At 66.3% G+C, this 23,096-nt stretch carries 20 protein-coding genes; 9 read left to right on the forward strand and 11 right to left on the reverse strand.

The genetic code is table 11. The features are described from left to right. Positions 1-52 precede the first annotated feature (52 nt). The 5 genes from G3O00_RS06610 (at position 53) to G3O00_RS06630 (ending at position 5,647) form a co-directional block, all read left to right on the forward strand. Positions 53-1,036 carry an aldo/keto reductase gene (locus G3O00_RS06610; protein WP_206142492.1) on the forward strand — a complete coding sequence of 328 codons (984 nt, stop codon included), beginning with the start codon at positions 53-55 and terminating at the stop codon, positions 1,034-1,036. Between the two features lie 228 nt (positions 1,037-1,264). Next, positions 1,265-1,855, forward strand: a complete 591-nt coding sequence (locus tag G3O00_RS06615) for a methyltransferase domain-containing protein (RefSeq protein ID WP_206142493.1) — start codon at positions 1,265-1,267, stop codon at positions 1,853-1,855. A 154-nt stretch (positions 1,856-2,009) separates the two neighbouring features. Next, positions 2,010-3,446 (forward strand): alkaline phosphatase, encoded by a 1,437-nt coding sequence (locus G3O00_RS06620; protein WP_011356443.1) that lies wholly within the window; start codon positions 2,010-2,012, stop codon positions 3,444-3,446. A gap of 32 nt (positions 3,447-3,478) precedes the next feature. Continuing rightward, positions 3,479-4,870, forward strand: coding sequence for an alkaline phosphatase (locus G3O00_RS06625; RefSeq protein ID WP_011356442.1), 1,392 nt, complete (start codon positions 3,479-3,481; stop codon positions 4,868-4,870). 33 nt (positions 4,871-4,903) lie between these two features. After that, positions 4,904-5,647, forward strand: a complete 744-nt coding sequence (locus tag G3O00_RS06630; RefSeq protein ID WP_206142494.1) for a hypothetical protein — start codon at positions 4,904-4,906, stop codon at positions 5,645-5,647. Between the two features lie 121 nt (positions 5,648-5,768). Here G3O00_RS06630 and G3O00_RS06635 read toward each other — a convergent pair whose 3' ends face one another. The 5 genes from G3O00_RS06635 to G3O00_RS06655 form a co-directional block, all read right to left on the reverse strand. Beyond that, the gene (locus tag G3O00_RS06635) at positions 5,769-6,908 is read right to left on the reverse strand and encodes an acyltransferase (protein ID WP_206142495.1); all 1,140 of its coding nucleotides are present in this window, start codon (positions 6,906-6,908) and stop codon (positions 5,769-5,771) included. Further along, the gene (gene blaOXA / locus G3O00_RS06640; RefSeq protein WP_206142496.1) at positions 6,905-7,714 is read right to left on the reverse strand and encodes an OXA-1043 family class D beta-lactamase; all 810 of its coding nucleotides are present in this window, start codon (positions 7,712-7,714) and stop codon (positions 6,905-6,907) included. Before blaOXA ends, G3O00_RS06635 begins: the two co-directional genes overlap by 4 nt. Positions 7,715-7,877: 163 nt before the next feature. Next, a complete protein-coding gene (locus G3O00_RS06645; protein ID WP_206142497.1) occupies positions 7,878-8,090 on the reverse strand; it encodes a hypothetical protein in 213 nt (70 codons plus the stop codon). A 10-nt stretch (positions 8,091-8,100) separates the two neighbouring features. Further along, positions 8,101-9,090 carry an RDD family protein gene (locus G3O00_RS06650; protein ID WP_206142498.1) on the reverse strand — a complete coding sequence of 330 codons (990 nt, stop codon included), beginning with the start codon at positions 9,088-9,090 and terminating at the stop codon, positions 8,101-8,103. Between the two features lie 503 nt (positions 9,091-9,593). Next, positions 9,594-10,745: a porin gene (locus G3O00_RS06655; RefSeq protein ID WP_206142499.1), complete on the reverse strand. Its 1,152-nt coding sequence runs from the start codon at positions 10,743-10,745 to the stop codon at positions 9,594-9,596. A 571-nt stretch (positions 10,746-11,316) separates the two neighbouring features. On the opposite strand from G3O00_RS06655, the gene G3O00_RS06660 reads away from it, so the two are divergent. The 3 genes from G3O00_RS06660 to G3O00_RS06670 all read left to right on the forward strand — a co-directional run bounded on the left by G3O00_RS06660 (position 11,317) and on the right by G3O00_RS06670 (position 14,226). Beyond that, positions 11,317-12,354, forward strand: a complete 1,038-nt coding sequence (locus tag G3O00_RS06660; RefSeq protein ID WP_174914168.1) for an ABC transporter substrate-binding protein — start codon at positions 11,317-11,319, stop codon at positions 12,352-12,354. A gap of 70 nt (positions 12,355-12,424) precedes the next feature. Beyond that, positions 12,425-13,390, forward strand: coding sequence for a proline/glycine betaine ABC transporter permease (locus G3O00_RS06665; protein ID WP_011356434.1), 966 nt, complete (start codon positions 12,425-12,427; stop codon positions 13,388-13,390). A 14-nt stretch (positions 13,391-13,404) separates the two neighbouring features. After that, positions 13,405-14,226: a betaine/proline/choline family ABC transporter ATP-binding protein gene (locus tag G3O00_RS06670; protein ID WP_011356433.1), complete on the forward strand. Its 822-nt coding sequence runs from the start codon at positions 13,405-13,407 to the stop codon at positions 14,224-14,226. A gap of 180 nt (positions 14,227-14,406) precedes the next feature. Here G3O00_RS06670 and G3O00_RS06675 read toward each other — a convergent pair whose 3' ends face one another. Both G3O00_RS06675 and G3O00_RS06680 read right to left on the reverse strand, forming a co-directional pair. Continuing rightward, complete coding sequence (locus G3O00_RS06675; RefSeq protein WP_206142500.1) at positions 14,407-15,339, reverse strand: MBL fold metallo-hydrolase; 933 nt, start codon at positions 15,337-15,339, stop codon at positions 14,407-14,409. 455 nt (positions 15,340-15,794) lie between these two features. Continuing rightward, positions 15,795-16,472, reverse strand: coding sequence for a hypothetical protein (locus G3O00_RS06680; RefSeq protein WP_206142501.1), 678 nt, complete (start codon positions 16,470-16,472; stop codon positions 15,795-15,797). Positions 16,473-16,611: 139 nt separating this feature from the next. On the opposite strand from G3O00_RS06680, the gene G3O00_RS06685 reads away from it, so the two are divergent. Beyond that, on the forward strand, positions 16,612-17,514 hold the full coding sequence (locus tag G3O00_RS06685; RefSeq protein WP_011356429.1) for a LysR family transcriptional regulator: 903 nt from the start codon (positions 16,612-16,614) through the stop codon (positions 17,512-17,514). A gap of 39 nt (positions 17,515-17,553) precedes the next feature. Here the strand turns inward: G3O00_RS06685 and G3O00_RS06690 are convergent, their stop codons facing one another. The 4 genes from G3O00_RS06690 to G3O00_RS06705 all read right to left on the reverse strand — a co-directional run. Beyond that, on the reverse strand, positions 17,554-19,221 hold the full coding sequence (locus G3O00_RS06690; RefSeq protein WP_206142502.1) for a GMC family oxidoreductase N-terminal domain-containing protein: 1,668 nt from the start codon (positions 19,219-19,221) through the stop codon (positions 17,554-17,556). Between the two features lie 15 nt (positions 19,222-19,236). Then, positions 19,237-20,454: a mandelate racemase/muconate lactonizing enzyme family protein gene (locus G3O00_RS06695; protein ID WP_089443495.1), complete on the reverse strand. Its 1,218-nt coding sequence runs from the start codon at positions 20,452-20,454 to the stop codon at positions 19,237-19,239. Continuing rightward, positions 20,451-21,782, reverse strand: a complete 1,332-nt coding sequence (locus G3O00_RS06700; protein WP_206142504.1) for an MFS transporter — start codon at positions 21,780-21,782, stop codon at positions 20,451-20,453. The genes G3O00_RS06695 and G3O00_RS06700 overlap by 4 nt, the downstream gene beginning before the upstream one ends. A 132-nt stretch (positions 21,783-21,914) precedes the next feature. Then, the coding region (locus tag G3O00_RS06705) for an aldehyde dehydrogenase family protein (RefSeq protein WP_206142505.1) at positions 21,915-23,096 on the reverse strand (1,182 nt) is incomplete at its 5' end.

Consider the following 23,096-nt stretch of genomic DNA (forward strand, 5'->3'; position numbering starts at 1 on the left):
CTGGCTTCCTCGGCATTCAGTCGAACCTTTTCATCTTCAGCAGGAGAGCGTCATGCAAAAACGCATGCTTGGTAAGAGCGGCCTCGAAGTCTCGGCAATCGGGCTCGGCTGCATGGGATTGAGTTACGGCTATGGCCCCGCGACCGACACCGCGAGCGGCATCGCATTGATCCGTGCCGCGTTCGAGCGCGGCGTGACGTTCTTCGACACGGCGGAAGCGTACGGCCCGTTCGTCAACGAGGAGCTGGTCGGCGAGGCGGTCGCGCCGTTTCGCGACCAGGTCGTGATCGCCACCAAGTTCGGCTTCGAGGACGGCCAGGCGATGAAGGGTGTCGACAGCCGGCCGTCGCATATCCGCGACGTGGCCGACGCGGCGCTGAAGCGGCTGAAGATCGATCGCATCGACCTGTTCTACCAGCATCGCGTCGATCCGAACGTACCGATCGAGGACGTGGCCGGCACGGTCAAGGACCTGATCCGCGAAGGCAAGGTCGCGCATTTCGGGCTGTCGGAAGCCGGTGAGCAGACGATTCGTCGCGCGCACGCGGTGCAGCCGGTCGCCGCGCTGCAAAGCGAGTATTCGCTGTGGTGGCGCGAGCCGGAGGCGCGGATCCTGCCGACGCTCGAGGAACTCGGGATCGGCTTCGTGCCATTCAGCCCGCTCGGTAAAGGTTTTCTGACCGGCGCGATCGATGCGAACACGACGTTCGCGGAGAACGATTTCCGCAATGTCGTGCCGCGCTTCTCGGAGGAAAACCGCAAGGCGAACGCGGGCCTCGTCGACCTGCTCGGCCGGATCGCGACCGACAAGGGCGCGACGCGCGCGCAGATCGCGCTGGCCTGGCTGCTGGCCCGCAAGCCGTGGATCGTGCCGATTCCGGGCACGACGAAGCTGCACCGGCTCGACGAGAACGTGGGTGCGGCGGAAGTCGTGCTGACGGCCGACGATCTCGCCGCGATCGAGACTGCGCTGCAGCAGATCAGGATCGTCGGCGAGCGCTATCCCGCGCACTTCCAGCAGCGGGTCGATCGCTGACCGGGCAGTCCGGCGGCCGATCGGGTACGAATTGATCAGCGGAATCAGGGACAATCTTCACGTCGCCTTAAGTTTGCGTTTCCTAGAATCGATTTGAACGTCGCTCTTCCTGCGACGGACCGATTCGTCCAGGAGGATGCGCATGCCGAAGCCCCGTGTCGCCGTAGCCCTGTTCCACGAAGCCGCCGACGCATCGAGGCCGACGGCGCAACTGCTCAAGGGCTGCCCATGATGTGGCCGAACGCGTGGCGTGTCTCGGCACTGTTCGTGCGCGAGTGGGTCGGCCGTCCGGCCGCGGTGGGCGCGTTGTGCCCGAGTTCGCGGCAGCTGGCGCGCGAGATGGCCGATGCGGTGCCGGATGGCGACGGGCTGGTCGTCGAGCTCGGCGGCGGCACCGGCGCGATCACCGCGGCGTTGCTCGAACGCGGTGTCGCGCCACGGCGGCTCGTCGTGGTCGAGCGTTCGCCGGCGTTCGTCCAGCATCTGCGGCGACGCTTTCCGGGCATCTCGATCGTGTCGGGCGACGCGCGGCAGCTCGAGCGGCTGCTGCCGCCCGAGGCGCGCGTCGACGCGATCGTGTCGTGCCTGCCGCTGCGCACGCTGCCGCGTCAGGATGTGGCGGCGATCGTCGACCAGTGCCACCGCGTGCTGTCCGCCGACGGCGTGATGATTCAGTTCACGTACGACCTGCGGCTGCCTGGCCGTCATCCGCTCGGCGATTCGGCATTTGTTGCCTGCGGCAGCCGGATCGTGTGGGCAAACATACCGCCTGCGCGCATCGTGACCGTGCGCAGCGTCACCGCCGAACACGCGGAATGATGCCGCTGCGCGCGGGGCGCCCGATCGTGGCGCCTCACTTGTGCCTTTCATAAATCCTTCTATACCTTCCAATTACAATTCATATTGCCGTCACATCAGGTTCCTACCATCGCCTTTCATTTCGAAAGCATCAATGGCGGGGGGAACCGGCAACATGAATCGAATCAAACTGGCGGCGCTGCTGTGTGCGGGCGCCTTTGCACTTGCCGGATGCGGCAGCGACGACGGCCCGACCAGCACGGCGCCCGGCCCCACGAAGCCGCTGGCCGCGCGCAACGTGATCTTCTTCCTCGGCGACGGCATGGGGATCACGACGCTGACGGCCGCGCGCATCTTTGCGGTCGGTGAAGACGGCGCGCTGACGATCGACACGCTGCCGGAAACCGCGTTCGTGAAGACCTATTCCAACGATGCGCAGGTGACGGACAGCGCGCCGTCGATGTCGGCGTACATGACCGGCGTCAAGACCAACAACGAAGTGATCTCGATGTCGCCCGACACGAAGGCGATCGAGCCGACCGCGAGCCTCACCGGCAACTGCGGCGCGAACAACGGCAAATCGGCGACGACGCTGCTCGAGATCGCGAAGGCGCAGGGGCTGGCCACCGGTGTCGTGACGACCACGCGCGTCACGCACGCCACGCCCGCGGCGACGTATGCACACGTGTGCCATCGCGACGCCGAGAACGACATCGCCGCGCAGCTCGTGCCGGGCGGCGCGGGCTACAACGGCGCGCTGGGCGACGGCGTCGACGTCGTGCTCGGCGGCGGCACGCAATTCTTCGTGCCGAAGGACGGCGGCGGCAAACGCACCGACGGGCGCAACCTGGTCAACGAGCTGAAGGCGAAGGGCTATGCGGTCGCGCAGAACCGCGACGACCTGCTGGCGGCCGATGCGACGAAGGGCGGCAAGCTGGTCGGCCTGTTCTCGTCGAGCCACATGAGCTACGACCTCGATCGCGGGGCGACCAAGGAGCCGAGCCTCACCGACATGGCGACGCGCGCGCTCGACGTGCTGCAGAAGAACCCGAACGGCTATTTCCTGATGGTCGAAGGCGGCCGGATCGACCACGCGCTGCACGACACCAATGCGAAGCGCGCGCTGCAGGACACGGTCGCGTTCGACAACGCGATCAAGGCCACGATCGACAAGGTGCGCAAGACCGATCCCGACCTGAAGAACACGCTGATCGTCGTCACGGCCGACCACGATCACACGCTGGTGCTGAACGGCTATGCGGCGCGCACCGGCAAGACCGAGGCGGGCAAGCCCGGCGTGCTGGGCGTGCTGCGCAGCTACCAGACGGGCGCGGTCGCGAAGGACGCGGACGGCGCGCCGTACACGATCATCGGCTTCGGCAACGGCGAGAACCGCGTGCAGGGCAGCCGCGCGGGCACGGCACTCACCGATGCGGTGACGGGCGCCGACGACTATCGCCAGGAAGCGGTCGTGCGCATGGACAAGGGCAACGAGACGCACGGCGGCACCGATGTGTTCCTCGGTGCGATCGGCCGCGGCGCGGATGCATTCCACGGCGTGATCGAGAACAACAAGGTGTTCGAGCTGGTGCGCAACGCGGTGCAGCTGTGAGCGCCGACCATACGGGTACAGGGGAATACAGGATGTCGACCATCAAGTGCATCGCGGCGGCGCTGGCCGTCGCGGGTTTCGCGTGCGGCGCGGCGCAGGCCGCCGGCCAGGCGAAGAACGTGATTTTCTTTCTCGGCGACGGCATGGGGCCGACGACCGTGACGGCGAGCCGGATCTACAAGGTCGGTGAGTCGGGACAACTGACGATGGAGAAGCTGGCTCGCACCGCGCGCGTCAAGACCTTCTCGAACGACGCGCAGACGACCGACAGCGCACCGTCGATGGCCGCGTACATGACCGGCGTGAAGATGAACAACGAAGTGCTGTCGATGTCGTCCGACACGCGCGCGGTCGCGCCGGGCAACGACGCGAACGGCAACAAGACCGTCAACAACTGCGTGACGGGCAACGGCCAGCCGGTCGCGACGTTGCTGGAGCTCGCGAAGGCGCGCGGCAAGGCGGTGGGTGCGATCACGACGACCGAGCTCACGCACGCGACGCCTGCCGCGACCTATTCGCACATTTGCCATCGCGATGCGCAGTACGACATCGCCGCGCAGGCGTCGCCGGGCGGCGCAGGCTACAACGCGGCGCTCGGCGACGGCGTCGACGTGTTGATGGGCGGCGGCCGCAACCACTGGACGCCGTTCGATCCGGTGGCCAACAAGCGCGGGCGTGCGGACGGCCGCAACCTGCTCAACGAGATGAAGGCGAAGGGCTACACGGTCGTCGCGAACAAGGATCAGCTCGCGCAGGCCGGCAACGGCAAGCTGGTTGGACTCTTCAGTTCGACGAGCCATCTGGAGTATGAACTCGACCGCGTCGCGGGCAAGGGCGAAGGGCCGACGCAGCCGAGCCTCGCGGAGATGACGTCGAAGGCGATCGACGTGCTGTCGAAGAATTCGAACGGCTATTTCCTGATGGTCGAAGGCGGCCGGATCGATCACGCGCTGCACGGCACCAATGCGAAACGCGCGCTGGAGGACACGGCGGCGTTCGACGAAGCGATCCGCGTCGCGCTGTCGAAGGTCGACCTGTCGAACACGCTGATCGTCGTGACGGCCGACCACGACCACACGATGACGATCAACGGCTATTCGAAGCGCGGCAACCCGATTCTCGACATCAGCCGCAACTATCGCGACGGCCAGCCGAGCAAGGACGCCGACGGCAACACTTACACGACGCTCGTGTTCGGCAACGGCGCGAACCGGCCGAACGTGCGTGCGTCGGTCGATTCGGCCACCGCGACGAACGAGGCGTATCTGCAGGAAGTGGGCGTGCGGATGGGCAGCGCGGGCTCGGAGACGCACGGCGGCGGCGACGTGATGCTGTTCGCCGACGGCGCGGACGCGAAGGCGTTCAAGGGCACGATCGACAACACGAAGGTGTTCGGTCTCGTGCGCTCGGCGTTCGGTTTCTGAATCCGTTGACTGCATGAGGAACGGGAACGACCGATGAAACGTCAGCTTCTCTGCGCGCTCGCTTGCGGGTGGGTTGCGCTGCCGGCCCTTGCAGCGGCCGATCTCGACGCCGTGCTGCTGCACGAAAGCCGCACGGTGTCGGCCGACGGCGTGACGCGCACGACGATGTATCGCGAACGGATGGTGCGGCGCGACGCTCACGTGTGGGTCGAACGCGTGCTGCCCGTCGCGGCGGCAGGTGGTCACGGTGACGATCATGACCATGACCACGACGCGGGCGCTCGCGCCGGCGTGCAGCCGGCCGCTGCCCACGCCGGCCACGCGGGCCACAAGCACTTCAACTTCCAGGCAGCCGCGCGGCACGTGACCTACGACGGCAAGACGGCGCGCATCGAGTACGTCGATACGGCGAACCGGACGGTCGTCAGCGTACCGCCGGCCGAGTACGAAACCACGGGCTTCGACGGCTCGTGGGACAACGCGTACTACGTCACGCCGCCGTCGCAGTTGAAGCGGCTCGCGGTCGCGAAGCGCGGCGACACGCCCGGTACCCGCTGGTACGAGCAGGCGGTCGACACACCCGGCGCGCGCGGCGTGAACCGGATCCTGTGGAACGAGACGCTGCAGGCGCCGCTGTCGGTCGAATACCGGAGTGCCGACGGCCGTGTCGTGCGCAAGCTGACCTTGACGCCGGCACCGGCCGCGCGGCGCGAGACGTTGCCGTGGCAGACGCTCGCCAGCTATACGCGCAAGGAATACGCGGACTATCTCGACTGATCGACGATTTCGACCGTCTGTACGCGGGGCTTGCGGTCAGGCCGGCCGGTATCGTCAAGCGATACGGCCGGGCCCTGGCCGATTTTTTTGCGGCCAACCGGCAGCCATTGCCGATGACACGCTAGAAGCGCGCGCCGTCCGGCACGCGCGTGGAAGGCCGCGACGCGATCCGCTTGATGTAGCGGTCGAGCGGTGTCGCATAGCCGCGCGCGATCGCCGCGCTCAGTGCGGCCGACAGCGCCAGATATGCAATCAGCAACAGCAGCTTCGTGTCGCCATGCGTGGCCGACGGCGGCCAGATCGTACGCAGCCCGCCGAGCACGATCAGGTGGAACAGGTACAGCTCATAGCTGAGCCTGCCGGCCCGGTGCAGCGGCGCGAGCAGGCGGCCCGGCACGCGCTCGCCGTTGACGTGCGCGCCGATCAGCAGCACGGCCGTGCCGAGCGCCATCGCGGTGACGCCGGCGACATGGCTTTCCGCGATCGGCCAGGCCAGATAGAGCGCGGCCATCGCCGCCGCGACGGGCCACTGCACGAGCGGCGCGGCCAGCCGCTGCCCGTTCACGCGTTCGGCCAGCAGCGCGGTGCAGCAGCCGATCGCAATTCCGTCGAACGACGCGAAGTACGCGTAGAGGAACCCGCCTTCGTCGCCGGCGTGCGTGAAGCGGTACAGGGGCCCGATCGCGGCGATGACCACCCAGAACGCGGCCAGCCGCGCGTCGCGGCGCAACGCGATGCACAGCAGCGGAAACGACAGGTAGAACACCTCTTCGACCGACAGCGACCACAGCACGCCGAGCGCGTAGTTGACCCATCCGTACGCGCCGATCAGCACGTTCATCCAGAACGTCAGCGACGCGAGATTCACGAGCCAGAACGACACGGCGATGCCTTCCGGCGCATGGTTCTGGAAGATCGGCACGCCGGCTGCCGCGAGGCCGTTGACGAGCGCGAGCAGCAGGAGCAGGCACGGGACGATGCGTGCGACGCGCGACACGTAGAACGCGCGCACGTCGACCGCGCCGAGGCTGCCCCAGCGGCGCCGCGCATTCGACGTGATCAGGTAGCCGGAAATCACGAAGAACATCGTCACGCCGTAGTTGCCGTTGCGCGCCACCGCATGCACTGCATCCCAGCCGATCAGGCGCGCAAGCGACGTGTCGCGCAGCGAGTAGGGGATGTTGAAGTGATGCAGCAGGACGAGCACGATCGACACGCCGCGCAGCAGGTCGATCCGCGCGTTGCGCGGCCCGGTGCTCATTGCGGCCTGCCCGGTTCGGCGAGGGCCGGCAGCGTCGCCAGGAACGTATCGCGTGCACGCAGGCCGGCATTCGGCGTCTGCCGCTTGTCGTCCTGCATCAGGTACGCGAACACCAGCTTGCGCGGCCCCTTGGCCGCCCACCCCACGAACCAGCCGTAAGCGTGCGACGCATCGTACTTGCGCCCCGGCGACCCGGTCCCCGTCTTGCCGTGCACGACCCAGCCGTCGGGCTGCGTGTCGATCAGCGTGATGCGCTCGGTCATGTCGAATGCGTGCGCGCTGACGGGCAGTGTCCGGTTCGCGATCTTGCGCATGAAGCCGATCTGTTCGAGCGGCGAGATGCGCAGCGACGCGTTGACCCATGCGCCCATCACGCCGTTCAGTTCGCCCTGCTGGCTGGTCACGTCCGCGTTGCCGTAGCCGAATGCGTTCGTGTACTGCTGGAAGCGCGCCTGCCCGAGCGCCTGCGTGACCTGCTGCGAGTACCAGAACACCGACAGCTTCATCCAGCGCGCCGGGTCGGTCGGCTCGCGCCACGGCGCGCCGCCCCAGTCGGGGTAGCCGGCGTGGAAGTCGAGCGTCGGTGTGTGCGCGTCTTTCAGGACGCCCGCATCGAAGCCCATCAGGCTGATCGCGACCTTGAACGTCGACGCCGGCGTCACGCGGGTCGCGCAATCGCCTTGCTGCACGAGTACCTGGCCGGTGGCGGCGTCGGCGACAACCGTGCAGATCGGGCGGGCATGAGACGTCGCGGCGGCCAGCAGGCCGGCGGCGAAGGTGAACAGCGCGCGGCGCCAGTGCTTCAAGTGACACTCCTTCGGGTGGGGTGGCGCACAGTGTATCGACGTATCGCCGTCTGTCGACCTGTCACGGTTGACGGGGCGGCCTGGCGCATCACGAGCCGCGACGACGGGATCGCGCCCGGATCTTCGCGGATATCGTGTGGTCACGCATGCAATGCGCCGCTGCTCAATAGCCGGCGATCGCGTAGTAGATCCCGAGGCACGCAACGGCGATGAGCGGGAGCGCGATGACGGTGAAGGCGATTCGACCGATGCCGCGCAGGCGCGTCACGCCGGCATACAGGCACAGGGCCCCGAAAAACAGCGTCAATGGCCAGTAGATGGCGCCGTAAATGACCGGGACGATCCAGAGCGGCAGGTCGATGCCGATGTCACTCATTTTTGCTTCGTCACGTCGACCCGGTGCCGGCCATCGCGGTCCATTCCGCAGGCGACCGACCCATGAAAAACTGGGTTCGCCATGTCGCAATGCCGAGATTGACCGCGCGGACGCTCACCACGTTGACGAGATCCTGTTGTCGCAGCCAGGCCGATGAGGCAAGCGCTGCGTGCGCGACAGCGGTCGCCCCGACCTTGTTCATCAGCGCCGGCGTGCTCGTGAGCACGGTGAGGGTGGCGATCGCTTTCGGTGGCTGGCCCGCCGGGCCGACCACGCGCGTGTTGCCGATCCAGACACCGCTCTGGATCACGCCCGGAACGGTGGATGTCGCACGCTGGATCTGGTGGATATCGGCCATGCGATCGTCATCGATCAGCCGCGTTGTGGCAAAACGACTGCCGACGAACAGAAGCAGGCCAAGGACGGCCAGGATCGCCCAGTGCTTCCGGCCAACCGGAGCGGCATCCTCGACGGGCGCCGCGACATGCACGACCCTGCTGGCGGTGAGCAGATCCTGTACGGACTGGCGGCTCGGCCTGTTGAAAACGAACAGATACAGCAATGCCAGGCCCCAGAAGAACACGATCGTGCCGTTTGCCGTGGCGAGCCATGCCATGCCCGGATCGTGAAGCGCGGGCAGGTCGATAAAGCTGATGCCGCCGAGTGTCAGCGGAACGGCGATCAGCGCGTACCGTGCCCAGGCGCGAACGTACCCGGGACCGGAGCCGTCGGGGGTGGCGCAATCGGCAACACGGATATTCATCACCCGCTTGCCGAGCGACTGGTGCCGATGCCCGCCCTCGAGCAGGCCAAAGTAGATGGACCCGATCAGGAAGCCGATCAGCCTTCCCCAATCGCCAATCGTCGACAGGGCATCGAAGAACAGGATCGCGATCGCCAGCCCGATCAAGCCGAGCAGGATTGAATCGATCGAAAACGCGGCGGTGCGTCGCCAGAAGCCGGCGGCGCCGTGTGATTTTTGGTCTGTATTGCGCTCCATTGCCGTGGCCCCCGATGCGTTATGTTCGTCGAGCCGTTCAGGCTCTTTGCGGCGCGCGGCCGCAGGATTGCATGGGCCGGCACCGATTCGATCGTGACAGTCGGATCATATCGACCGGCTCAACGCAAAATTGCAAACTATTGTGAGTAATGCGCAAGCGCGAACGGCCTTCATGCCGCCTGCGCTGATCGTCGATCGATCCGGGCGCGGCGCGGATTGCGACGCCGGACGGACAGCGCAGGCCTCGCGAGCGTATCGGCCCGGCGTGGGATCGAGACGGGCACCCGCAGACATGAAAGGCTGAAAGCGATTGTCGTGGATTCTCGCGAGGCCGTCGAACGCGTGGGTCGGGTTCGACGGGGCAGCCGCTGTCGCGCACTCGTGCCGCAAAGCGGCTCGGAGCCATGAAAAAGCCCGCCGGCAGGCTTGCGCCTGCGGGCGGGCAAAGACACCTCGGGCAGACCCGCGCGGGTGTCGCGTGAAGAACGGAGAACCGGGTTGCGTCAGAACTTGTGGCGCAGCGCGAGGCGCACGGCCACCTGGTTCGACGTCGACGACGGTGCGTCGGTGCCGGGGATGAACGCGTTGTCGAGGATCGAATTCGTCTTGTCGCCGGCGATGTGCTGGTACGCGGCCTGCACGTACACGTCGGTGCGCTTCGACAGGTTGTAGTCGGCCATCAGCCCGACCGAGTGGATCTTCGGCTTCGCGTCGCCGGTCGATGCGTCGTACTTCTCGAGCGACAGCACGTACTGCGCGCCGACCATGAACGCCGGCGTGATCTGGTACGAACCGTTCACCTCGAAGTTCTGGTACTTGATCGCGCTGACCGTCGCGCCCGGGGCGATGATCGCGCCCGGCGTGCCGAGGTAGCCGTTGCCGGTCGGGTTCTTGTAGTTCGAGTTCGTGTACGCGAAGCCGACCGTTGCCGGGCCGAACGTGTAGTTGATGCCCGCGCCGAACACGCGCATGCGCTCGGCGATATAGCTCGCGTCGTTCGCGGTGATCGCGCCGGCCGAGCCGTCGCCCGGGTGGTTCGCCTGCAGGTACGCAGCGCCGATCAGCAGGCCGTTGTTCTGGTACTGCGCGCCGAAGCTGTACGCGCGGTTGTCCGAGAAGTTCGTGCTGTTGCTGAAGCTGTAGGCACCGCCGAACTGGAAGCCGCCGAAGTTCGGGCTCGCGTACTTCACCGTGTTGTCGAGACGGAACGAGTTGTCGGTGTTGTCGTTGTCGAACGGGTGCGCGAGCAGGTAGCCGCCCCAGTTGCCGTTGGCCGTGGTCGGCGCGAGATAGTCGACGACGGAGTCGTACTGGCGGCCGAACGTCAGCGTGCCGTACTGGGTCTGGCTCAGGCCGACGTAGGCCTGTCGGCCGAACATGCGGCCGCCCTGGCCGAGCCGGCCGCTGTTCACGTCGAAGCCGTTTTCGAGCTGGAAGATCGCCTTCATGCCGCCGCCGAGATCCTCGCTGCCCTTCAGGCCCCAGCGGCTGCCCTGCGCGTAGCCGCTCGCCATCTCGTAGACGTGGCCGGTGCCGACGTTGTTCGTGTAGTTCAGGCCTTCGTCGATCACGCCGTACAGCGTGACGCTGCTTTGCGCGAACACGGGGGCTGCGAAGGTTGCCGTTACGGCGAGCGCCGTCAGGGTCTTTTTCATTGAGAGATCTCCGGGATATCCAGCTTGTATCGGTTGTCGTGGGCACGTCCGGCGAGGCGCACCCCGTCATCCGGGGCGACCCGGTGCAGCGCGTGCGGCTCCGGGTCGCGCAAGGCGCGGCGGCGCGGCAACCGGCAGCGTCGGGTCGTGTCTCCTCCGATGACACCGCGCATTCTTCCCAAGCCGAAAAGGAATCGAAAGCGAGTAATTTCGATGGATGGGATCGGGTTCGCCAATGGGGGCGCGACAGGCCGTTTCGATAGTCGAAACGGGCTGGGCGGCGTCGCGCTGCAACGCCGGTCGCGCCACGGCCGAACGGGGGGGCGACGCAGCCCGCGCCGGGTCGTGCGCGGGCGGGTGAAATCGGCCGTGAAGCCCGTCCGGCGGGCTTGGCCGGGTGCCCGGAGATCGATTGACGCTGCCGATAGCAATGATCGGAATTACTCGTTTCCCTAAACAAATTGGCGGCGGAAACATGCAGGCTGACCGGACGTGGATGCGTTCACGATTCGCCGGTCGCCGCGCATGCCGCGACGCACAAACAACAGATTCGATTTGGAGACGACCCACCATGCAGATTCGACGACTGAAAACGGTCCTTCTCGCCGCCGCGGCGATCCTGTCCGCGCCAGCCGCCCACGCGGCCGGCGGCGCGTGCGCCGACGGCAAGACGGTCCATTTCGCGGGCATCACGTGGGAGAGCGGGTCGTTCGCGACCGAAGTGCTGCGGCAGATCATGGAGAAGGGCTACGGCTGCAAGACGGACGTCGTGCCGGGCAGCACGGCCGCCACCGAAACGGCGCTCGCGCGCAACGACCTGCAGATCTGGGCCGAGCAGTGGACGGGCCGTAGCGAGATCACCGCGAAGGCCGTCTCGTCGGGCGCCGTGAAGCTGATCGGCGATACGCTGCCGGGCGGCACGACCGAAGGCTGGTTCGTGCCCGACTACGTGGTGAAGGGCGATCCGGCGCGCAACATCAAGCCGGTCGCGCCGGGGCTCGTGTCGGTCGACGATCTGCCGAAGTACAAGCAGGTGTTCGCGGACGAGGAGGAACCGGACAAAGGCCGCTTCCTGAACTGCCCGACGGGCTGGGACTGCGAGCGCGTGAACTCGCGCTTGCTGCGCGTATTGAAGCTCGACCAGTCGTACACGAACTTCCACCCGGGCACCGGTGCGGCGCTCGACGCGGCGATCGCGTCCGCGTACCAGCGCGGCGCGCCGATCGTGTTCTATTACTGGGGCCCGGCCGCGCTGATGGCGAAATACAAGTTCACCGCGCTGAAGATGCCGGCCTATAACGAAGCATGCTGGAAGACGTTGCGCGACGAGAGCAGCACGCACCAGTGCGCGTCGTCGTACATGGTGTCGCGGCTGACGGTCGGCGTGTCGAAGCCGTTCGCCGATGCGAATCCCGATCTCGTCGGTGTATTCGGCAAGGTGCGTTTTCCAATGGACTTCCTGAACCAGACGATCCTCGAGATGACGACGAAGAAGATCGACGGCGCGGCGATGGCCACGCAGTTCCTGAAGACCCGCCAGGACATGTGGAAGCAGTGGGTGCCGGCCGACGTCGCGCAGAAGATCGCCGGCAGCCTGAAGGGCGCGTAACCTGCGCGCGGCGGCGGGCCCGTGCCTGCCGCCGCCGTCACGCGCCTTCGCGGCGCGACGGAGGATCAACATGAACGGCTTCTTTCTGCACCTGTCGATCGCCGACTGGGTGAACAGCGCGCTCGAGACGTTCGTCGCGCAATACGGCGACGGCTTCCATCACTTCAGCGTGCTGGTACTGCGCTACCTGCTCGTGCCGCTCGAAGGCGCGCTGCGCGTGGCGCCGCCGTGGCTCGTGCTGCTGGTCGTCGGCGCGATCGCGTGGAATGCGACACGCCGTATCGGCCTCGGCGTGCTCTTCATGCTGCTGCTCTACGCGATCGGCTGCTTCGGCCTGTGGGACAAGCTGATGCAGACGCTCGCGCTGATGCTCGTCTCGACGGTGCTGTCGGTCGCGATCGGCGTGCCGGTCGGCATCCTCGCGTCGCGCAGCGCCTGGCTGCGCCGGATGCTGCTGCCCGTGCTCGACGTGATGCAGACATTGCCGAGCTTCGTGTACCTGATCCCGGTGCTGATGCTGTTCGGCCTCGGCAAGGTGCCCGCGATCCTCGCGACGATCATCTACGCGCTGCCGCCGCTGATCCGCCTGACCGATCTCGGCATCCGCCAGGTCGACCCGGACGTGACGGAAGCCGCGCGCGCGTTCGGCACGACGCGCTGGCAACTACTCGTCAACGTGCAGTTGCCGCTGGCGCGGCCGAGCATCATGGCCGGCATCAACCAGACGACGATGATGGCGCTGTCGATGGTCGTGATCGCGTCGATGATCGGCTCGCGCGGGCTCGGCGAGGACGTGCTCGCGGGCATCCAGACGCTCGACGTCGGCAAGGGCACGCAGGCTGGCCTCGCGATCGTGATTCTCGCGATCGTGATCGACCGGATCAGCCAGGGCTTCGGCCAGGAGCGGCGCGCACGGCGGCGGCTCGCGCAGCAGCGCCGGCAGAAGGGCGCGTCGCGCGTGCCGTACCGGTTGCCGCGCAAGGCGCAGTCGGCGGGCGTCGATTCGAATCAGGCGACGCAGTCGTCGCGTGCATAGGAACGGAGACAGACATGGCGACCATCGACGTCAAACACGTGTACAAGCTGTTCGGGCCGCCCGCCGCGCATGCGCGCGTGCTCGACCTGCTGCGCTCGGGCAAGCGCAAGGCCGAGGTGCTGGCCGAAACGGGCTGCAACGTCGGGCTCAACGACGTGAGCCTCGGCATCGAGTCGGGCGAGATCTTCGTGATCATGGGGCTGTCGGGCTCCGGGAAATCGACACTCGTGCGGCACTTCAACCGGCTGATCGAGCCGACGGCCGGCGAGATCGTGATCGACGGCAGCGACGTGATCAAGCTCGACGCGCACGGGCTGCGCGAGCTGCGCCGCTTCAAGGTCAGCATGGTGTTCCAGAACTTCGGGCTGCTGCCGCACCAGACCGTGCTCGACAACGCCGCGTATGCGCTGCGCACGCGCGGCGAGAAGCGGCACGATGCGGCCGAGGCGGCGCGCAACTGGCTGACGAAAGTCGGGCTCGACGGCTATGGCGATCACTATCCGGACGAGCTGTCGGGCGGGATGCGGCAGCGCGTCGGGCTGGCGCGCGCGCTGGCGGCCGATACGGACGTGCTGCTGATGGACGAGGCGTTCTCCGCGCTCGATCCGCTGATTCGTACCGAGATGCAGGATCAGTTGCTCGAGCTGCAGACGACGCTGTCGAAGACGATCGTGTTCATCACGCACGATCTCGACGAAGCGCTGCGGATCGGCGACCGGATAGCGATTCTGCGTGACGGTACGCTCGTGCAGGTCGGGACGCCGGACGATATCCTGTCGCGGCCGGCGGATGACTATGTGAGAAGGTTCGTGGAGAAGCGTTCGAGCGTGAATTGAACGATGGCCGTTCCGGGCGGGAAACCGGGGCGGGGGCATGAAGGACGGCACGCCGCGATATGCGGCGTGCCGTTTTTTTGCCGGTGCCACGGCGACGACTCGTGATCGTCTGCAAGAAGCCGTCTCAAGTCTCGTGGACATGCGCCGGTTCCGTCACGATCGCCGAGAGCCTTTCAGTGATCAGTAATCCCACAGAACCGGCACGAACCGGAATCCGTCGCCGTTCCTTGAGATGTGACCGATGGACGGAAACGCGACATGCGCGGCGGCCAGCAGCGCGCCAGTCTCGGCGGCTTCATTGAACAGCGCGATACGCACGGCGGCCGCCGTTTCAGGATCGTGCTCGAAGCCGTTTTGCCACTCGGGATGATCGAAGTTGACTTCGAAGATCGCATCGCCCGCGAACGTCAGCTTCTCGCCATTCGATGCGATGTCCACGACGCAGTGCCCGGGCGTGTGCCCGCCCGTCACGCGCGCCGACACGCCTGCGGCGACTTCCACGGTCTGGTCGAACTGGACGATGTTTTCGCCGTAGAGCGCCACGAACTTCTCGGCCGCCTTGCGGAGTGCCGGCGGCACCGTTTCCGGCATCACCGTCTTGCTGAAGTCCGGATTTTTCCAGAACGCCACTTCCGCGGCCGATACGTGAATGCGCACGTCCGGGCGCAGCCTGGCCCTGACGCCGTCGACGTTCAGCCCGCCGACGTGATCCATGTGCATATGGGTAATCACGATATCGGTGATCGCGGACAAGTCGATGCCGGCCGATTCCAGGCGCATCACCGACTTCCCGGCGCGCGTGAAGTATTCGAAGCCGTCGCCCACGCCGGAGTCGATCAGGATCAGGCGGTCGCCGCTGCGCACGAGCGCGACGTTCAGCGCCCAGTCGAACATGTCACGTTGCAGGAAACGGCCATCGAACCAGGCATTGCGGTCCGCTTCGCTCACGTTGGTGGACATGGTGGAGGTCGGCAGCGGCAGAATGCCGTCGCTGATCAGCACGACGTCGACGTCACCCACGCGGACGGCGTAGCGGGACGGCACGAGTTCGCCTGAACCTTCCTTGCCGAGGTCGGAGATAACCGGCTGAACATTGCGGGTGGTTTCGCTCATCATCAAGAGTCCTCTTTATCAAGTGGGGTAAGTCGCATTGCTGAGTGCGGTTCACGAGCACGACCACGAATTTCGCGCGTTTCGCTTCGCTCGCCTTTCAACCGGGCGTGAGATGGATTGTAGTCAGGGGGATGAAAGGCGGAAGCACCGTGAATGCACACATCGTGTTGTTCGACCGGCAACAATCGACGATGGGCGGGAAGCGAGAGGCAATGCGAGAGGCGGATGGATCGGCCCGCAGTTCAACGACCGCGGCGCCTTATATCCGAAGGCGGTTGATGGCAGCTGCGCGCCGCGTCTGCATGACCGAGACGCCGCACGCCGCAGGGGCAGACCGGATAGTTGGCGAGGGCGATGTCCCACACGTTGCAGTCGGGACGATCCAGGTCACGATTACGGATTAGCTCAACCCGCCAGGGCACGGCGCTGCGTTCTGGCCCGTGCGTCGTTTGCGCTTACGGTTCGATCGACCCATACCGTGGATAGCGCCCGCTTCTGTAATTCTCAGGCATCCGGCATTTCTGGTAACTCTGCATCAGCCGAAACGCGGACTTCTCCCGGTCTGTCTCGTCGCCGTCCTGAAGCCAGAGCGCATGGCTTTTCTCCGCGAGCACGATGAGCAGGCGCCGTCTGGCGGCCGACAACGCCGAACGATCCAGCAGGTCGCACACGAGATTGGCCGTCACCACGCCGAACAGCCTGCGGTACGCATGGCAGTCGTTCGACGCGAGCAGTTGCATCGCTTCGGCGAAGGCCGTTTCTGCTTCCTCCACCGATCGCTGCAGCGTGATCGCGGGAAGTGCGAGCGCCGTGATGTAGACGCGATCGTCGGCGTCGAACCTGTCGAGCGACGCATTCACGTCCTCCAGTCGTTCGAGCACCGCATGCTGGCGGTCGATGCGCCGGAGCGAATCGGCCGGGACGTCGTCATGCGCGTCCATGAGTTGGTCGAGATAGCCCATTCCCGCCTGCCAGTCGCCGAGATGCTCGCCGAATACATGCGTCGCGAGCGCCGCCAGTTCGACGAGATCCTGTTCCCCCATCGGGAACGCAAGCCGCTCCCGCAAGCGGGCCGCGACCGTGGTCGGCTGCTTCGTATGGTCCTGCCAGTCCCGTAACAGCGACTCGCGCAATGGCTCGTCGTGCGCCTGTGTCGTCTCCATGCGTTCCTCCGTTCGATTGCCCGAATGGTAGGAGCGAGGAAGGTGTGTGTACAGTGCAGGTTTGGCAGATATATGATGCATTTGATGCAAATCTGCGAGGAGCGCGGCGTTGAACCGGATCGACCTGAACCTGCTGCTGGCGCTGAAAGCGCTGATCGATGAGGAAAGCGTGTCGGGCGCGGCACGCAGTCTCGATCTGAGTCCGTCCGCGATGAGCCGGACCCTCGCCCGTGTCCAGGACGCGATCGGCGACAAGGTGCTGGTGCGCGCGGGAAAGGGCATGGTGGCGACCGAAACGGCGCGGCGGCTGAAGGAGCCGCTCGACCGCATCCTGCAGGATGTGGAACTGCTGCTCGGCGCGCAGCACCGGTCGATCGACGCGCAGCGCGTGTTCAACATCAGCGCGAATGACGGCTTCATCGATTCGTTTGCGGTGCCCATCATCGCGCAGGCGCACGATGCATGGCCGCATGCGAGGCTGCGTTTCCTGCCGAAGCACGAGAAGACCGTGGCGCGCCTTCGCAGCGGGGAAGTCGATATCGAAATCGGCGTGGTCGGCGAGACGGGGCCGGAGATCATGATCCGCAAGCTGTTCGACGACCGCATGGTCGGCGTGCTGCGAAAGGGCCATCGGCTGGCGCGGCGCCGGATGACGCTCGATGCTTATCTGTCCGTGCCGCACATCAGCGTGTCGCGCAAGGGACGCTTTCACGGGCCGATCGACGATGCGCTGAGCGAGCAGGGGCGCGAGCGCAACGTCATCGCGGTGGTGCCGAACTTCAAGTCGGGCATCGAGCTCGCCCAGCGCTCGGACTGGATCGCTCACGTGCCCGAGAAGCACACCGCCCAGGCCCGGCACGACGTCGTGACGTTCGACCTGCCGGTCGCGACCCCGGCGCTCGCGATCTCGATCATGTGGCATCCGCGCTTCGAACGCGACGCGGTGCATGCGGGGCTGCGGGACCTGATCGTGAACGTGTGCCGGCAGGTCGTCGACGCCACGAACCGATGACGCTCGGCGGCGGCGGCCGTCGAACCTGCCGGCACCGTGTTATTGCACGACCGTCTCACGTGGCGTCGATTGCACGCCAGCCATTTCCGCCCGCACCGCATCCGCCAGAATCAGGTCCGCGCCTTTCTCCGCGACCATCATCGTCGGCGCGTTGATGTTGCCCGACGTGATGTTCGGGAACACCGACGCATCGACGATCCGCAGCGCCTGCAGCCCGTGCACGTGCAGCGCCGCATCGACCACCGACGTTTCCGCGTCCGGCCCCATCGCGCACGAGCCGCACAGGTGGTAGATCGAACCCGACTGCTCGCGGAAATACTGCAGCATCGCTTCGTCTGAATCGACCTGCGGCCCCGGCGAGATTTCCTCGACGGTCATCGATTTCAGCGCCGGCGCGCGCATCAGCGCCCGGATCACCTTGCTGCCCTGCACGGCTTCATCGAGATCCTTCTGCGTGGTGAGCGCGTTGATGTGGATCTTCGCGGCATCTTCGGCGCGGTTCGACGCGATCTCGATCGTGCCGCGGCTCGTCGGCCGGCACGGGTTGAACGCGATCAGGAAGCCAGAATAAGGCTCGGGCTTGATGCTCGCGCGGTCGCTTTTCGGAATCCGGTACGACAGCGGGTTGAAGTAGAGCTGGATGTTCGGTTCCTGCGCACCATCCGTGCCGCGGAAGAAGCCGCCGGCCTGGTTCACGCTCATCGCAAGCGGGCCGCGCTTCGTCAGCAGGTAGCGCAGCCCGATCTTCATCTTGCCGATGAGCGTACCCATTTCGTCGTTCAGCGTCGGGCGGTTCGCCTTGAAGTAGAAGCTCACGCACAGGTGATCCTGCAGGTTGCGGCCGACGGCCGGCAGCGCATGCACGAGCGGCACGCGCTGGCGCGCGAGCAGCGACGGATCGCCGACGCCCGACAGTTGCAGCAGCTTCGGCGTATCGACCGCACCGGCCGCGAGAATGACCTCGCGCGTGGCCACGAGCGTTTCGTCGCCGTGCTCGCCCGCGACGACTACGCCGGTCGCACGCGTGCCGTCGAACGTCACGCGCCGCACGAGCACGCCCGAGCGCAGCGTGAGGTTCGCGCGGCCCAGCGCGGGACGCAGGTATGCGAAGCTGCTGGAGCAGCGTTCGCCGTGCTTCGTGTTCAGGTCGTAGATGCCCGCGCCTTCGAACTGCGCGCCGTTGAAATCGTCGGTGCGCGGCAGGTTCAACTGGCTGCAGCCCTTCAGGAACTCGTGGACGATCGGATGCACGTCGGCCTTCATCGACGTGATGTGGATCGGCCCGGTCGCGCCATGATGCTGCGGATCGGTCGTGCCGGCCGCGTGGGTTTCGAGCTTGCGGAAGTACGGCAGCACGTCGTCGTACGCCCAGCCCGGATTGCCGGCGTTCGCCCAGTCGTCGTAGTCGCTGCGCTGGCCGCGCACGTAGACCATCGCGTTGATCGAGCCCGATCCGCCGACCACCTTGCCGCGCGGGCAGTACAGCTTGCGATCGGCGAGCTGCGCCTCGGGCTCGCTGTAGTACATCCAGTTGTAGCGGCGGTTGTAGTAGGTCTTCGTGAAGCCGACCGGCACCTTGAACCAGAACGACGCGTCGCGTTCGCCCGCTTCGAGCAGCAGTACCGAGTGCCGGCCCGATTCGCTCAGGCGGTTCGCGAGGATGCAGCCGGCCGAGCCCGCGCCGACGATGATGTAGTCGTAGCTCATGTCTGTCCTTTGCGCTCAGCCCTTCGCGGGGGCGAGATCCTTCACGTCGACGGGGTGTTCGCCCATCTGCAGGTGAAGGCGTTCGCCGGTGTACGGCGTGTGACGGCGCACGACGTCCATGTCGAGCTCGATGCCGAGGCCCGGTTCGTTCGACGGGATGATGTAGCCGTCTTCCCAGCGGATCGGCGTCTTCACGACTTCCGCGTGGAAACCGCCCCACGTCATGATGCTTTCCTGGATCAGGAAGTTCGGCGTGCAGGTCGCGAGCTGGATGCTCGCGGCCGCGCCCACCGGCCCGTTGTACAGGTGCGGCGCGATCTGCGCGTAGTGCACTTCGGCGAGCGTCGCGATCTTCTTCGCTTCGAGCAGGCCACCCACGCGCGCGACGTTCAGCTGCAGGATCGATGCACCGCCGGCCTGCAGCAGCTTGTGGAATTCGTACTTGGTCGTCAGGCGCTCGCCGGTCGCGATCGGAATCGACGTGTGCTTCGCGACTTGTGCGATCGCCTCTTCCTGGCCTGGGGGAACCGGCTCCTCGAACCACAGCGGGTCGTACTTCTCGAGCCGCTTCGCGAGCCGGATCGCCGACGACGGCACCATCTGCCCGTGCGTGCCGAACAGCAGGTCGGCCTTGCTCCCGACGGCTTCACGCACCTTGCGGCAGAACAGCTCGCAGCGGTCGAGCACTTCGAGCGACAGCTGATGGCCCGAGTAAGCGGTGTACGGGCCGGCTGGGTCGAACTTGACGGCCGTGAAGCCGAGCTTCACGTTCTCGGCCGCGCATTCGGCCGCGAGGTCGGGATCGTCGTAGTCGTATTCGCCCTTCGCGTTCTTCGGGTACAGGTACGTGTACGAGCGCAGCCGCTCGTGGATCTTCCCGCCGAGCAGTTCATATACCGGCTTGCCGGCCGCCTTGCCGATGATGTCCCAGCAGGCCATCTCGAGGCCGCTGACGACGCCCATCATCGTGAGATCGGGGCGCTGCGTGAAGCCGCTCGAATAGGCCTGACGGAACAGCCGCTCGACGTGATGCGGATCGCGGTTCAGCAGATGGCGTTCGAACACGTCGTCGATGATCGGGGCCATCGCCTTCGGGCCGAACGTCGCCGAGTAGATCTCGCCGACGCCTTCGATGCCGTCGTCCGTCTTCAGTTTCACGAAGATCCAGTACATCCCGCCGACATGCGGCGGCGGCACGGCGACGATATGGGTTTCGAGCGAAACGATCTTCATGCGGACTCCTGGATGCGGTTGAGGCGATATTTGAGGAACGCGGCGGCGCCCGCGCCGCAGAGCGCGATGGCCGCGATATAGCCGAAATAGAGCTGGTAGCCGTGCGCGCCCGGGTAGGTCTGCGTCACGTAGCCGTTGATCAGCGGCACGAACACGTCCGGCGAATAGCCGAGCACCGAGATCAGGCCGATCGCGAGGCCCGCGCAATGCGTCGGCACCTTGCAGTCGTCGAGCAGCGACCAGTACAGGCCGCGGATCGCGTAGGTGAGGATGCCGATGAACAGCACCAGCACGACGAGCATCGCCTGCGGGCTGTGCGCGGGCGCGGCGATCAGCCCGACGAGGGACAGGGCGGCGAGCACCAGCGCCCAGAACAGCACGGACACCTTCGACACGCGGTCGCCGAGGAAGCCGCCGCCGATGCCGCCGACGGGGCGCATCCACAGCTTGAGCGTCGTGATGAAGCCGGCCGCCGTTGCGCTCAGCCCGAAATTGCCTTCGTGCAGGTACGCGGAGAAACTGTAGGTCGCCCAGAACACCTGGTAGCCGCAGAACACGATCGCCGCGACGAGCCACAGCTCGGGGATCGCCGCGAGCGTCTTCAGGTCGATCAGCACGTTGCCCCTGGTGCGCTTCGCGGACGCTGCACGGTCGCCCGTGCTTGCCTGGTCCTTCACCAGCGCGAGCAGCACGCCGAGCGCGATGCAGAAGAACGCGTACAGGTGGACGACGAGCTTGAAGCCGGCCGCATCGGTGCCGCCGCGCGCCTGCGTCACGTACGCGAACAGCGTGATCGCGATCGTCGCGAGCAGCGCCTCGACGAGGCCGCGGCCGCCGTCGAGCAGGCCGAAGAAACGGCCCTGTTCGTCGGGGCCCGCGATCATGTTCACGCGCTTGATCACGGCCGCCCAGAACGTGAGGCCGGTGGTCAGCCCCCAGCCGCCGAAGATCAGCACCAGCATGTCGAACGACGGCCCGGTCGCGTAGACGAGCCCGAGCGCGCCGGTGGCGATCAGCGAGAAGCAGATCAGCCAGCGCGGCGACAGGCGGTCGGCCAGCCAGCCGCTCGGCAAATAGCTGATCAGGAAGATCGTTCCGAGCGACGAATACAGGTAGCCGAGCTGCACGTCGTCGATATGGAAGAACTGCAGCATCGTCGGCTGGTACACCTGCCGCAGATACAGCATCGGGTAGATCGCGCCCGCGGCAATCACGAGCAGCAGCAGTTGCAGGTAGCGTTGTGCGCGGGAATGCGGCGACGCGAGGGCGTCGAGCGCTTTGTCGTGCAACGCGAGCGATGCGGCGGGTGTCGACGGTTGAGTCGGCATGATGTCTTCCTCCATCAGGCATCCTTGATATGGAGGCCTGCAGATTTCTTATGTTCTGGTTGAATCAGGGGCGGCGCGCGCGGCGTGGTGTTCTAGTGCGCGCGCCGGAAACGGGGCGTCGGCGTGACGGCGTCAGTACTTCATGACGACGAGGCGCGTCTGCGTGAATTCGAGCATCCCGTGCTTGCCGTCGTCGCCGCCGAGGCCCGAGCGCTTCCAGCCGGCGTGGAAGCCCTGGTACGGATCGGCCGGTGTGCGGTTCACGTACAGCTCGCCGGCTTCGATCGCGTTCGCGACGGTCATCGCGGTGCGGTAGTGCTCGGTGTAGAGCACCGACGACAGGCCGAACTGGTGGTCGTTCGCGAACCCGATCGCTTCGTCGATCGTCGTGTAGCGCAGCACGGGCATGATCGGGCCGAAGGTTTCCTCCTGCACGATCTCCATGTCCTGCCGCACGCCGGTGAGCAGCGTGGCCGGATAGAAGAAGCCGGGGCCGGCTGGGATTGCGCCGCCGGTTTCGAGCGTCGCGCCGGCCGCGATCGCGCGTTCGACCATCCCGTGGATGTGCGCGCGCGCCGATGCGCTGACGAGCGGGCCCATCCGCGTGGCGTCTTCCGCACGGTCGCCGATGCGCACGGCCGCCATCTTCTCCTTCAGCAGCGCGACGAAGCGGTCATGCACGCTGTCGTGCACGTACACGCGCTCGATCGCAGTGCAGAGCTGGCCGCAGTGGGTCGTCTTCGATGCGACGAGCGCAGCGGCCGCGCGTTCGAGGTCGGCGTCGGGCTCGATGATCGCGGGCGTCTTGCCGCCGAGTTCGAGCGACGGCTTCGCGATGTTCGCCTTGCAGTAGTCGAGCACCTTGCGGCCCGCGTTCACGCTGCCGGTCAGCGTGATCATTCCGACTGCCGGATGCGTGCACAGCGCTTCGGCTGTTGCGTGGTCCATCGTCAGGATGTTGACGACGCCCGGCGGGAAGCCGGCATCGTCGGCCGCCTTCGCGATCTCGAACGCGGACACCGGCGTGTGGTTGCTCGGCCGCACGACCACGGTGTTGCCGGCGATCAGTGCGGGCGCGACCTTGCGCAGCAGCGTGTAGACGGGGTAGTTGAACGGGATCAGGCACGCGACGACGCCGATCGGCTCGCGCTGCAGGAACAGGTTCTCGTCGGGGGTGTCGCTCGGGATGATCTCGCCCTCGATCCGGCGTGCCCACTCGGCGTGGTAGCGCGTGATCTGGCCCGCGTAGACGGCTTCGTTCGACGCGTCCTCGACGCTCTTGCCGGATTCCTGCGCGAGCGCCGCGCCGATTTC

It is taken from the genome of Burkholderia sp. Ac-20384 (assembly GCF_017104605.1).
Lineage (GTDB): Bacteria > Pseudomonadota > Gammaproteobacteria > Burkholderiales > Burkholderiaceae > Burkholderia > Burkholderia lata.